The sequence below is a fragment of the Type-C symbiont of Plautia stali genome, from assembly GCF_059730935.1.
This window is the reverse complement of the sequence record NZ_AP035923.1, coordinates 2,034,990-2,047,657: the sequence shown is the minus strand read 5'-3', so window position 1 is coordinate 2,047,657 and position 12,668 is coordinate 2,034,990. Positions and strand designations below refer to the sequence as shown.

The following is a 12,668-nucleotide window of genomic DNA, read 5'->3' as shown; positions in this document are numbered from 1 at the left end:
AATACTGTTGCTAAAATAATGAGATACCCCTGCTGCGCATTCCTCCGGAGGAAGTTTCCATGACCGATGAACAAGGGCAAACGTTGCTATATACCTTGTTTGGCACAACCAGCCCTCATTGGCGTTTAACTTCAGATAGCGATGCGCTGCATTTTGCCGAAGATGAAAATGCCAATACCAATATGGCGGTGCCCCTGACGCCGGCTCAGGCCAGTCTGCTGCGTGCCATGACGGTAATTACTTCCAGCATCAACCTGACCCTTTCACTGCATGGCTCGCCGGTGCCGATGCACTTTGTCGGCCGTAAAGTGAATCAGTCCACCTGGGCCGGTACCGCATCCGCCTGGGGCGATACCTCGTCGGTGGCGCGCGATTTAACCCTTGGCCTCTCCTTCGCCGAACAGGTGGTGTCAGAAGCGAATTCGGTGATCGTCATCCTCGATCAGCGCGGCAACATTCAGCGTTTTAACCGCCTGAGCGAAGAGTACACCGGCCTGAAAGAGCAGGAAGTGATTGGCCGCAATGTGTTTCAGCTGTTTATGACCAAGCAGGAAGCGCAGGCGTCGCGCCGCAACATCGCCGGGTTCTTTCGCGACGGCAACTCCTACGAAGTGGAGCGCTGGGTTAAAACCCGAAAAGGTCAGCGACTGTTTCTGTTTCGTAATAAGTTCGTCCACAGCGGTAGCGGAAAAAATGAAATTTTCCTCATCTGTTCCGGAACCGACATCACAGAAGAGCGTCGGGCGCAGGAGCGCTTACGCGTTATGGCCAATACCGACACGGTGACGGGCCTGCCGAATCGCAACGCTATCCATCAGCAAATTAGCCTGGCACTGGAGCTGGCTAACGGCAGCCAGACCGGCGTGGTTTACCTCGATCTCGACAATTTTAAAAAGGTAAACGATGCCTACGGCCATATGTTTGGCGACCAGCTGCTGCAGGCGGTGTCGCTGGCGATCCTCAGCTGTCTCGGCAAGGACCAGACGCTGGCGCGCCTCGGCGGTGATGAATTTGTGGTACTGGCTGAGCACACCAGTCAGGCGGCGCTGGAGGCGATGGCCTCACGCATTCTGGAGCGGCTGCGTCAGCCGTTCCGTATCGGGCTGATCGAAGTCTACAGCGGCTGCTCGATTGGTATCGCCCTCGCCCCGCTGCATGGTGAAGATCGCGAAAGTCTGATTCGTAACGCCGATACCGCGATGTACCACGCTAAAGAGAACGGGCGCGGCAAATTCTGCGTGTTCGCCAGCGAGATGAACCAGCGCGTATTCGAATATCTGTGGCTGGATACCAATCTGCGCAAAGCGCTGGAGCAGGATCATCTGGTGGTGCACTATCAGCCGAAGATCGATCGCGACGGCGAAGTGCGCAGTGCCGAGGCGCTGGTACGCTGGAATTCACCTGAACGCGGCCTGGTGCCGCCTGGCGATTTCATCTCTTACGCGGAAGAGTCCGGACTGATAGTGCCGCTCGGGCGCTGGGTGATGCTGAACGTGCTGCAGCAAATCGTTAAATGGCGCAGCGAAGGCATTTACCTGCGCGTCGCAGTGAACGTTTCCGCCAAACAGCTGATCGACCAGAGCATCTACAGCGACCTGAAACAGGCGCTGAGCGAAGCGGGCATCAGTGAGTGCCCGATAGACATCGAGCTGACGGAAAGCTGCCTGATCGAGAATGAGGCCGGTGCGCTGAAGCTGATGAAACAGTTTCAGGAGTTAGGTGCACAGGTGCATCTGGATGATTTCGGCACGGGCTACTCCTCGCTTTCCCAGCTGGCGCGCGTGCCGATCGATGCGATTAAGCTGGATCAAAGTTTTGTGCGCAATATCAACAAGCAACCGGTATCGCAGTCGCTGGTGCGCGCGATCGTTGCCGTGGCGAAAGCCCTGGATTTACAGGTCATTGCCGAAGGCATCGAAACCAAAGCCGAAGAGAAGTTTGTGCTGACCAACGGTGTCGATGGGCGTCAGGGTTATTATTATGCAAAACCAATGCCCGCAGAGCAGCTCGGGCATTGGCTGGCTAAGCATCCTGCCCGCGTTTAACGTCTTAGCGTACTGCTAACCGGCTTTACGCAGTGATGCGCTGTGACGATTTTGCAGCTGTACCAGACGTTCCATGTAGGCAATATCTTTCGGTTCCAGCGTGAAAGCATAGTCGACCCAATCCTCAGTAATATCCATCAGTTCTGCCCGTGACAGCTGCAGCACGCGCTGTCGCGCTTTCAGCATGGCACGGACTCCATTCAGTTTTGGCCGCAGCGTATCGATGAAGGTACGCGTGGTGCGGTAGCTGTCACCGGGCTGGAACACTTTGTCGACCAGACCACGGGTTTCATACCACTCTGCGCTGTGCGACTCCCCTTCACAGATCAGCTCTTCGGCCAGCTTCATCCCGGAGCGGCGGGCCACCAGTGAGTAGCCGCCCATGCCGGGGAACAGGTTGAAGGCAATTTCCGGGAAGCCCATACGCGCACTGTTCTGCGCCAGAATGAAGTGGTGCGCCAGCGCTGCTTCAAAACCGCCGCCCAAGGCACTGCCCTCAATCATCGCCAGCGTCACTGCGCCGGTGTCAAACCCGCGGGCCGCCGAATGGATGCAGTCAACACAGGCGCGGGCGTAGGCGCGCAGTGCTTCACGGCGGTTGTTGCGAATGCATTCAACAAAGAAACGCAAATCGCCCCCGGCGTTAAACATCTGCGGCACCAGCGATCCGGTCACCCAGAAATCAATCGGCAGACCGGAACGCTGGGCGGCGTAGCTCAGGTTCATGATCTCCTCGATTAATTCGTGGTTGAAACTGGGGCGCGGCTGAGCGCGCAGCATCATCCACATGGTATGTCGACCTTCCTCATAATAGGCGGCGAGCTGTGTGGTTTGGCCGACTTCGGTAAACAGGCGGCAGGTTGGTTGGTTAATTACTGTCATCGTCTCATCCTCTATTTATGTGATGCGTTAAACGCCACATCAGCGTAATGCAGAGTGAGGCCAGACCAAATGAGAGTTTGATTTATAACGTAAAATCCAGAGAGATCCCCGAGCCCCTGCCTGAGGAAAGATTAGCGGGCTTACTTAATGACGGCGCAACAGCCGGCAAGCGCATAAAAACGCTTAACGCATGGTGAATAAACGTCAGCATCAACACCCACCCGTCTCGTCCGGGCACACAATCCCCTTAAATAAAAAAGGCACCCACCGGTGCCTTGAGAAAACATCACGCGCTCAGCCTTGCCCGTACCAGGCGTTCTTCCCGTGCTTGCGCAGATAGTGCAGGTCAAGCAGGGTCTGAGCGATAGGCGGTAGCTCCGCGCGCAGCTGCTCAGTGTGCAGTGCCATATAGGCCACCTCTTCCAGCACCACCGCACTGTGCACCGCGCTATGTGCGTCTTTACCCCAGGCAAACGGCCCGTGGGAGTTCACCAGCGCAGCAGGAATCGCGCCGGGCTCGATGCCGCGCTGCGCAAAGGTTTCAATGATGACCTGGCCGGTGTGCCATTCATATTCCTGCTCAATCTCTGACCGTTGCATCGCGCGGGTGCAGGGAATGGTGCCATAGAAATCGTCAGCGTGCGTGGTGCCCCACGCCGGGATGTCCCTGCCTGCCTGCGCCCAGATGGTGGCGTGGCGTGAATGGGTATGCACGATGCCGCCAATCTCCGGCCACGCCAGATACAGTGCGCGGTGCGTCGCGGTATCCGAGGATGGCCGCAACTGGCCCTCCACGACATTGCCGCTTTCCAGTTCGACCACCACCATGTCGTCGCGCTGCATCTGCTCATATTTAACGCCCGAGGGTTTGATCACCAGCAGCCCGCGCTCGCGGTCTACCGCACTGACATTGCCCCACGTAAAGGTCACCAGGTTGTAACGCGGCAGGTCGAGATTGGCCTCCAGAACCTGCTGTTTCAGCGCTTCCAGCATTGTGTTTTCTCCGCCATACAGTCATTACTGAATTGTGCGGAGCCACCGCTAAAAACGTTATGGAGGGAATAGCTGGATTAGCAGCGGAAAGTGGCTAAAGCGGGCAAAGTGTGGGGTTTGATACGGGATCCGGATTCGGACACCGCGTCGGGATTTCAGAGTTTTCTTTCCGCATACACATCCGCTTACGCCTAGAATTATCTCAAGCCTGCGGCGGTACCAAAATGATTTTTGCCAGCAGCGTGAACAACGTGCGCAAGTGGTTGCGCGCCAGCGTGCAGGCTGAAGGAAAAGCACCGCCTGAGTGCATCGGGCGAACAACTTCAGGGCGTAACATCTATACTTAACGAGTTGCCTCTGAGCAAACCATCAAGGAGATGTCCATGACTACAACAATGAAACGCGTGACGGTTGCCGTGCTGGCAACGACGTTAGTGGTGGCCCTGAGCGGCTGTTCCAACTGGTCGAAACGTGACCGCAACACGGCGATTGGCGCCGGTGCCGGTGCTATTGGTGGATCGGTGCTCACCAACGGCAGCGCGCTGGGTACCGTCGGTGGCGCTGCGGTGGGCGGCATTATTGGCCATCAGGTTGATTAATAATAATATTGTAGCAGGCTACGCAGCGCATCTACGTCACATCGGGCCACCTTGCGTGGCCCGCTTTTATTAACCGCCCGCCAGTTTAACCTTCATGCCTTTGGCTTCCAGCAGCGTTTTAAGCAAATCGCGCTTATCGCCCTGAATCTCAATCACGCCCTCTTTCAGCGCCCCGCCGCAGCCGCACTTCTTCTTAAGCTCGGCCGCCAGCTTTGTCAGCGCGTCATCATCGAGATCGATGCCGGTAATCAGGCACACGCCTTTACCTTTACGCCCGCTGGTCTGGCGCTGAATGCGCACGATGCCATCGCCTTTCGGTCGCTGCGGTTTCTCTTCGCTATGTGTAATACGGCCGGTTTCGGTGGAGTAAACCAGCGGATTGTCCTGAGCCATTAGCCCTCCTGTAAACTGTGCAGGATTTGCTGCAGCGTCTGCGCCGGATCGGCAGATTGGGTGATCGGTCGCCCAATCACCATGTAATCCACGCCGGCCTGTTGTGCCTGCTGCGGCGTCATGATACGACGCTGATCGCCGGCCTCGCTACCCGCCGGGCGAATACCCGGCGTGACCAGCGCGAAATCCTGCCCAATAACCTGTTTGAAGTGCGCGGCTTCCTGCGCCGAGCACACCACGCCATCAAGACCACATTCGCGTGTCAGCCGTGCCAGACGCTCAGCCTGTTGCGCCGGCGATAAGGTGATGCCAAGACCTTTAAGATCGTCTTCGTCCATGCTGGTCAGCACCGTAACCGCAATCAGCAAGGGCGCATCACTGCCAAACGGCAGCAGCGCTTCGCGCGCCGCATTCATCATCCGCGCCCCGCCGCTGGCATGCACGTTGACCATCCATACGCCGAGATCCGCTGCCGCCGCGACCGCATGTGCCGTCGTGTTCGGGATGTCATGAAATTTGAGATCGAGGAATACCTCGAAACCGCGCGCCTGCAACGTCTTCACCAGCGACGGTCCAAACAGGGTAAACATCTCTTTACCCACTTTCAGACGGCACTGGCCCGGATCGATACGGTCAACGAACTGCAGTGCGCTATTGAGATCATGATAGTCGAGTGCCACCAGAATCGGTGAGTGAGTAACAGGCATAACGTTTCCTCAGAGGCTGGCACCCGCAGGCGCGATGGACAAACGGCAAGCATTCTACCCGTGCAACCCGGCCACGACAACGTTGCGACGGCGATTGCCTTGCTGTTTGACGAGGCGATGCACAGTGCTGAAGCGTGGATGATAATTTCTCTATAAGTATGTTGTAACTACTATGCGTTATGAATAATCACCGAACGCGGCCAGCTTACTGGCCGTCCAGTCCGCGAATCGGTTTAACGGAAGACCAGGCGCGGCACGATGGGCAGTGCCAGTAGAGCGCGTGCGCGGTAAAGCCGCACTTCTGGCAGCGGTAGCGTGGTTTAGTACGAATCTGCTCGCCGACCATATCCCGCAGCACCATCAGACTCTCTTTGGCGCGGCCATCTTCTGCCTCATGCAGGTGGAAATCCATCAGACGATGGAACACGCGCATGGTGGGATGACGCTGCAGCTGACGGTTAATGTAGAGCTGTGCCGCTTCCGGCCCCTGCTGCTGCTCCAGAATGTCTGCCAGATAGAGTTCCGCCGCGGCACCGGTGTTCTCTTCAACGCAGCGTTGCAGGAACTGCGCCCAGCTGTCAGGCTGCTCCAGTCGCTGATAGCAGGTTTCCAGCATCGGCAGCGTTTCGCTCACCAGTTCTTTGTCCTGTTCCAGCACGCGCTGCAGCCGCTGCGCCGCTTTCGCGTACTCGCCCTGCTCCATCAGGATACGTCCCATCATGATGGAAACGCGCGCGCTTTGGTGGTCGGCCGCTTCACCCTTTTTCAACAGGCTCATGGCACGATCGAGGTCATCACTGCTCAGCGCCTGCAGCGCCAGCTCGCAGTAGAAATGGGCGATTTCGCCCTTTTGCTTATCTTTGCCGAGTTTGACCAGCCGCTCCGCCACTTCGATGGCTTTCTGCCAGTCGCTGGTCGCCTGATGAATCAGCAGCAGCTGCTGCAGCGCGCTGATGCGAAAATCGGTTTCATCGATCAACTGACTGAACATGTCTTCGGCGCGATCGTACAAGCCGGCAGCCATGTAGTCGCGTCCCAGCTGCTGAATGGCCAGCAAACGTTGATCGTAGGTCAGCGACGCGCTTTCCATTAACGACTGGTGGATGCGGATGGCGCGGTCGACTTCGCCGCGCGAACGGAACAAGTTACCGAGCGTCAGGTGGGCTTCAACGGTGCCGCTGTCCTCTTTAAGCATATCGAGGAACAGATCGACCGCTTTATCCTGCTGATTAGAAAGGAGAAAGTTGACCCCTGCCACGTATTCGCGTGACAGACGGTTAGCTTCCTGTTGCTTATCCTGTTGCGCACTGCGGCGGCCCATATACCAGCCGTACGCCGCCGCGACAGGAAGAAGCAGAAACAGCAATTCAAGCATCGAACATTAATCCCGACGCACTGCAGTGGAGGTGCTATTTACCGCAGCAGATTGTTCATTTTGCGCCTGCATACGTTTCAGTTTGCGCTGTGCATGCGCCAGCGAAACACGAATGCGCAGCCAGAACAGGCCACAGATCGCCCAGCCCAGCAAAAATCCGGCACCAAACAGGCAGGCCAGCAAGGTTGAAATGCGGAATTCGCCCTGCGCCAGCAGATAGTTGAAGGTGACAATCTGGTCATTATGCGCTCCGAGCGTAACGGAGATGATGAAAATGACCAAAACCACGAGAAAAATCAGCAAATATTTCACAATGCGTCCTGTCGTGAGGTTATCCGGTAGAGTATGCCAAAAAAGTGCCGCTGTTGCTGCTTATCCGCGCAGCAGTTAGTGCCCTTTCTGCAAGTACAATCAATCATATGGGGGCAAAGGGAGAAATTACAATCCGTCATCGCGCCCGGCAATCTCACGCTGCTCTTCCGGCGGCACGCTGAGCGGGCCACAAAAGCGCTGTGCCAGCCAGGTTGCCAGCGTCACCAGCAGCCACGAGATCAGCGTCGCGACCACCAGATCGCGCGGCCAGTGCATGCCCAGTACCAGCCGGCTGCCCATGACCAGCGTAGCCCAGACAAACAGCACCACCACCGTAACAATATGCCGGCGCGGCCATAACAGGCCAATCACCAGCAGCGCCCAGCTGGCGGCAAACATGGTGTGGCCAGACGGAAAAGCAAAGCCCGTCTCAAACGCCCAGTGATTTTTTAACCAGGCGGGCAGCTTTGTGTCATTGGCGAGCAAGGCGGACACCATTTCGCCGCGCTGCTGCCGTTTCAGCTGATAAAACTGCTGTTCGTTGACGCCGTGGCTGTGCTCAAGCCAGACCACATACGGCCGCGGCTCCTGTACCTGCTCTTTGATAAAGGTTTTGGTCGACTGACCGGCGAGAATCGCGCCGTTCATGATAATCAACAACAGAATGGCCGGCCGGAGGCGAAAGCGCAGGCACCACAACACCCAGCCGCTCAGAATCAGGCTGGTCAGCGTGCCCCACGGACTGGTGACGGTTTCGGTGATCCAGAACAGCACGCGCAACAGATGCCCGCTCTCCCCCGGTTGCCACTGCCAGCCGGAAAGCCATACGCCCAGCGGCATCAGCAGTAATAAAAACGCGCCCAGCGTGGTGCGTTGCACAATTTTTAACATCTCGTCCCTTTATTCTTTCACGACCTGACAGGCGTATTGCATAACTTTAGTTGAAAAAAGAATAACATACCCGTTGCGGCTTAGATAATTGTGCTTTATCACTACAATCACTCTGACTGATTAGCGGCCCTGGTTCAGGTTGTGGCACAATATCGGCAGTTTCGTCGGGCCAGTCGGGCCCGTGCGTTATCATGATGATAGCGCATCCTCTGAAGGTTCTGGAGAGTCACATGCAGCTGAAACGGGTAGCAGAAGCCAAACTGCCCACGCCATGGGGAGATTTCCTGATGGTTGGTTTTGAAGAACTGGCAACCGGCCACGACCACGTCGCGCTGGTTTATGGTGATATTAGCGATCACAATCCGGTGCTGGCGCGCGTCCACTCCGAATGTCTCACCGGCGATGCGCTGTTCAGCCTGCGCTGCGACTGCGGCTTCCAGCTGGAGGCAGCGCTGACCGCCATTGCGGAAGAAGGACGCGGCGTGCTGCTGTACCATCGCCAGGAAGGCCGTAACATCGGGCTGCTGAACAAAATTCGCGCCTATGCGTTGCAGGACAAAGGCTACGACACGGTGGAAGCGAACCATCAGCTGGGCTTTGCCGCCGATGAGCGTGACTTCACCCTGTGCGCCGACATGTTTAAACTGCTGGGCATTAATGAAGTGCGTTTGCTGACCAACAATCCGCGCAAAGTGGAGATCCTGTCAGAAGCGGGTATCAATATCGTTGAGCGCGTGCCGCTGATCGTTGGCCGTAACCCAAAAAATGCGCACTATCTCGATACGAAAGCCGAGAAGATGGGACATCTGCTGCCGAAATCGTAACGCGGCGGTGCGCTCTCGCGTCATGCACTTTCTGCGTCAATAATAAAGCCGGGCATGCCCGGCTTTATTTTTTAGTTGAGCATATTGCGTATCACGTAATGCAGGATGCCGTCGTTCTGGTAATAGGTCAGCTCATTACCGGTATCGATACGACAGCGGGTTTCCAGCGTCTGCTGACTGCCGTCAGCCCGTGTCAGCGTTACCGGGACGCGGCAGCCGGGCTGCAGCTGCGCCAGATTTGCCACGTCGATACGCTCTTCCCCGGTCAGCTGCAGCGTCTTACGCGTTACGCCCGCCGGGAATTCCAGCGGTAAAATGCCCATGCCGATCAGGTTAGAGCGGTGAATACGCTCGAACGATTCGGCAATCACCACGCGCACGCCCTGCAGGCGCGGACCTTTCGCCGCCCAGTCGCGGCTGGAGCCGGAGCCGTACTCTTTCCCGGCGATCACCGCCAGCGGTACGCCCTCCTCCTGATACTTCATCGCCGCATCGTAGATGGCCAGCTGTTCCTGGCTCGGATAGTGCCGGGTATAACCGCCCTCGACGCCAGGCACCATTTCGTTGCGAATACGGATGTTGGCAAACGTACCGCGCATCATGACTTCGTGGTTGCCGCGTCGTGAACCATAGGAGTTGAAGTCGTTACGCTCAACGCCGTGCGCCAGCAGATAACGCCCCGCCGGACTTTCCGCTTTAATGCTGCCAGCCGGAGAGATGTGGTCGGTCGTCACCGAATCACCGAGCATCGCCAGGATGCGCGCGCCGTGAATGTCCTGCACCGGCTGCGGCGTTTTTTCCATATCGTCAAAGAACGGAGACAGACGAATATAGGTGGAGCCTTCGTCCCAGTCATAGGTAGCTGCTTCGCTGACTTTGATCTGCTGCCACTCGGGCGTGCCGTCGAACACCTCGGCGTACTCTTTATGGAACATGTCGCTGGTAACTTTCTGCACCGATGCGGCAATCTCTTCCGGCGATGGCCAGATATCCTTCAGATAGACGTCATTGCCCTGCTGATCCTGACCGATCGGATCAGTCTGCAGGTTGATCTTCATGTTGCCCGCCAGCGCATACGCCACCACCAGCGGTGGAGACGCCAGCCAGTTGGTTTTCACCAGCGGATGGATGCGCCCTTCGAAGTTGCGGTTGCCGGACAACACGGCACCCACCGTCAAATCGCCCTCTTTGATCGCGCTTTCGATCTCATCCGGCAGCGGGCCGGAGTTACCGATGCAGGTGGTGCAGCCGTAACCCACCAGGTTAAAGCCCAGCTCATCAAGATACGGGGTCAGCTGCGCCACGGCGAGATAGTCAGATACCACTTTTGATCCCGGCGCCAGCGAGGCTTTTACCCAGGGTTTGCGCATCAGCCCGCGCTCGACGGCTTTTTTCGCCAGCAGGCCAGCCGCCATCAATACGCTGGGGTTGGAGGTGTTGGTACAGGACGTAATCGCCGAAATCACCACGGCACCATCATCCAGCTGGATGCGGTCGCCGGTTTCACTGTCCAGATAGCTGACCGTTTTGTGCGGCTTCTGCGCGTGATTCACTTCCAGCTCGTTACTGGCGTCAAAGGCCGCCGGTACGTCGCCGAGGGAGACGCGATCTTGTGGACGCTTCGGACCGGCGAGGCTCGACTCTACTTCAGCCATATCCAGCGCCAGCGTGCTGGTGAAGATGGGTTCATCGCCCGGTTTACGCCACAGCCCCTGCTGTTTTGCATAGGCTTCCACCAGCTCAACCTGCTGCGCATCGCGCCCGGTGAGCGTCATGTAGCTGAGCGTTACTTCATCAATCGGGAAGAAACCGCAGGTTGCGCCATATTCCGGTGCCATGTTGGCGATGGTTGCACGATCCGCCAGCGGCAGATCGGCCAGTCCGTCACCGTAGAATTCGACAAACTTACCGACCACCCCATGTTTACGCAGCATCTGCGTCACGGTTAATACCAGGTCGGTGGCGGTGATACCGGGGCGCAGTTTGCCGGTCAGCTTGAAACCCACCACATCGGGAATCAGCATCGAAACCGGCTGGCCCAGCATGGCGGCCTCAGCTTCAATGCCGCCCACGCCCCAGCCAAGTACGCCCAGGGCGTTAATCATGGTGGTATGGGAATCGGTGCCGACCAGCGTATCCGGATAAGCCACTTCTTTGCCGTCCAGCGTTTCATGCCAGATGGCTTTACCGAGGTACTCCAGATTGACCTGATGACAGATACCAGTGCCCGGCGGCACGACGCGGAAACGGTTAAAGGCTTTTTGCCCCCAGCGCAGGAAAACGTAGCGTTCGTGGTTGCGTTCCATCTCCAGGCGCACGTTTTCTTCAAACGCATCGTCATCGCCAAAATGGTCGACCGTAACCGAGTGGTCAATCACCAGATCGACCGGTGACAACGGGTTAACTTTCGCCACATCACCGCCCAGCCGCTTAACGGCCTCTCGCATCGCCGCCAGGTCAACCACGGCCGGTACGCCGGTGAAATCCTGCATTAATACGCGCGCCGGACGATAAGCAATTTCGCGATCGGCATGTGCAGTTTGCTGCCACGCCACCAGCGCCTGAATATCTGCTGCCGTTACGGAATCTTCATCCTGCCAGCGCAGCAGGTTTTCCAGCAGAACCTTGAGGGATTTTGGTAAGCGATCGATATCACCGACCTGCTGAGCGGCTTTCGGCAAGCTGTGGTAATGATATTTTTTTGCCCCTACTTCCAGCGCATCCTGACTCTGCTCACGTAACGTTAACGACATAACTCCTCCTTTTATGGGCTCTTCTGCTAAACCTCAGAGAGTGCAAGGTTTAGCTTAAAGATAGACCACATTTTCGTTAACGTTTTGATAACAACACGAATTGACACACAAAACCGCAACGAAAAATGCCCTGACAAAAGTCAGGGCATTCAGAAAGCGTTAACTGGCAGGATTAGCGAATTACAGCACGGCCCAGACGGCCGCAGCCCAAAAGGCCATTGAGAAGGCATAAACGCTGAGCCATGAAAAAGTTGTGGTATTCATCTGTCACTCCTCCCGGATCGCGGGCAACAAAAAGCCATCGTCTTCAGCGTTGTACTGATGACACCGTTTTTTTAGATGCTGAGTGTTAAAGGACGGGCTTTTAACGTGCCCACCGGAGAGTCCGGTAAAATGCGCGACAGTATGTCTTAATAAGAATTGGACGCAGACTGCGTTATTTAGACTTCGGATCCATGAATGATTCAATAAAGCTGCGCTGCTGTTCACTCAGTTCCCAGGAAGCCGGGATTGCCACTTGCGGTTCAGCAGGCGCTTCTTTGGCTTTGCACACCGGTGCTTTAGGCTGACGCGCAGCGACCGGATATTTACGACTGAGTGTATTTGCCCACATGGCTTAACCCCACATACGCCAAATCATTAACGCCACCACTACCCAGAACAGTGCTGAAGCAGCGAAGACAGTCAACCAGGCTTTGCGACGGATGTTACCTGAACGCTCTACCTTGGTGCTTTTAGCCCGGAAGTCCGGTTGTACAGTTAATCTCGTAGTCATAGTTTTTGATAATCACTCTCAATAAAACGATTGATAACAACGATTAAGATTTAGGACGAATCCTAAACTTGTTAAGTCCAAAAATCCAGTTATTTTTATTGAGCACAACGATTAACGCT

At 56.4% G+C, this 12,668-nt stretch carries 13 protein-coding genes; 3 read left to right on the top strand and 10 right to left on the bottom strand.

Annotated elements, in window-relative coordinates; genetic code table 11:
• Positions 1–59 precede the first annotated feature (59 nt).
• Complete coding sequence (pdeR, locus tag AC6I7J_RS09610; RefSeq protein ID WP_058758614.1) at positions 60–2,045, top strand: cyclic di-GMP phosphodiesterase; 1,986 nt, start codon at positions 60–62, stop codon at positions 2,043–2,045.
• A 15-nt stretch (positions 2,046–2,060) separates the two neighbouring features.
• Here pdeR and AC6I7J_RS09605 read toward each other — a convergent pair whose 3' ends face one another.
• Together AC6I7J_RS09605 and araD are read right to left on the bottom strand one after the other, a co-directional pair.
• Positions 2,061–2,927 carry a crotonase/enoyl-CoA hydratase family protein gene (locus AC6I7J_RS09605; RefSeq protein WP_021505954.1) on the bottom strand — a complete coding sequence of 289 codons (867 nt, stop codon included), beginning with the start codon at positions 2,925–2,927 and terminating at the stop codon, positions 2,061–2,063.
• 294 nt (positions 2,928–3,221) lie between these two features.
• The gene (gene araD, locus AC6I7J_RS09600; protein WP_498005482.1) at positions 3,222–3,920 is read right to left on the bottom strand and encodes an L-ribulose-5-phosphate 4-epimerase; all 699 of its coding nucleotides are present in this window, start codon (positions 3,918–3,920) and stop codon (positions 3,222–3,224) included.
• Between the two features lie 383 nt (positions 3,921–4,303).
• Here araD and osmB point away from each other — a divergent pair, with 383 nt between their 5' ends.
• Positions 4,304–4,519, top strand: a complete 216-nt coding sequence (gene osmB, locus AC6I7J_RS09595; RefSeq protein WP_031279061.1) for an osmotically-inducible lipoprotein OsmB — start codon at positions 4,304–4,306, stop codon at positions 4,517–4,519.
• 69 nt (positions 4,520–4,588) lie between these two features.
• Here the strand turns inward: osmB and yciH are convergent, their stop codons facing one another.
• The 5 genes from yciH to pgpB all read right to left on the bottom strand — a co-directional run bounded on the left by yciH (position 4,589) and on the right by pgpB (position 8,197).
• Complete coding sequence (yciH, locus tag AC6I7J_RS09590) at positions 4,589–4,912, bottom strand: stress response translation initiation inhibitor YciH (protein ID WP_215785863.1); 324 nt, start codon at positions 4,910–4,912, stop codon at positions 4,589–4,591.
• Complete coding sequence (gene pyrF, locus AC6I7J_RS09585; protein WP_021505950.1) at positions 4,912–5,619, bottom strand: orotidine-5'-phosphate decarboxylase; 708 nt, start codon at positions 5,617–5,619, stop codon at positions 4,912–4,914. Before pyrF ends, yciH begins: the two co-directional genes overlap by 1 nt.
• A 205-nt stretch (positions 5,620–5,824) precedes the next feature.
• A complete protein-coding gene (gene lapB, locus AC6I7J_RS09580; protein ID WP_058758617.1) occupies positions 5,825–6,994 on the bottom strand; it encodes a lipopolysaccharide assembly protein LapB in 1,170 nt (389 codons plus the stop codon).
• 6 nt (positions 6,995–7,000) lie between these two features.
• Complete coding sequence (locus AC6I7J_RS09575) at positions 7,001–7,306, bottom strand: LapA family protein (RefSeq protein WP_058771279.1); 306 nt, start codon at positions 7,304–7,306, stop codon at positions 7,001–7,003.
• Between the two features lie 126 nt (positions 7,307–7,432).
• On the bottom strand, positions 7,433–8,197 hold the full coding sequence (pgpB, locus tag AC6I7J_RS09570; RefSeq protein ID WP_058758619.1) for a phosphatidylglycerophosphatase B: 765 nt from the start codon (positions 8,195–8,197) through the stop codon (positions 7,433–7,435).
• Between the two features lie 230 nt (positions 8,198–8,427).
• Here pgpB and ribA point away from each other — a divergent pair, with 230 nt between their 5' ends.
• Positions 8,428–9,021, top strand: a complete 594-nt coding sequence (gene ribA / locus AC6I7J_RS09565; RefSeq protein WP_058758620.1) for a GTP cyclohydrolase II — start codon at positions 8,428–8,430, stop codon at positions 9,019–9,021.
• A gap of 71 nt (positions 9,022–9,092) precedes the next feature.
• On the opposite strand, the gene acnA is transcribed toward ribA, so the two are convergent.
• The 3 genes from acnA to AC6I7J_RS09550 all read right to left on the bottom strand — a co-directional run bounded on the left by acnA (position 9,093) and on the right by AC6I7J_RS09550 (position 12,549).
• Entirely contained in the window at positions 9,093–11,774 is a 2,682-nt protein-coding gene (acnA, locus tag AC6I7J_RS09560; RefSeq protein WP_498007197.1) for an aconitate hydratase AcnA, read from the bottom strand.
• A 436-nt stretch (positions 11,775–12,210) separates the two neighbouring features.
• Positions 12,211–12,387: a YciX family protein gene (locus tag AC6I7J_RS09555; RefSeq protein WP_021314644.1), complete on the bottom strand. Its 177-nt coding sequence runs from the start codon at positions 12,385–12,387 to the stop codon at positions 12,211–12,213.
• A gap of 3 nt (positions 12,388–12,390) precedes the next feature.
• A complete protein-coding gene (locus AC6I7J_RS09550; RefSeq protein ID WP_071813666.1) occupies positions 12,391–12,549 on the bottom strand; it encodes a YmiA family putative membrane protein in 159 nt (52 codons plus the stop codon).
• Between the last annotated feature and the right edge of the window lie 119 nt (positions 12,550–12,668).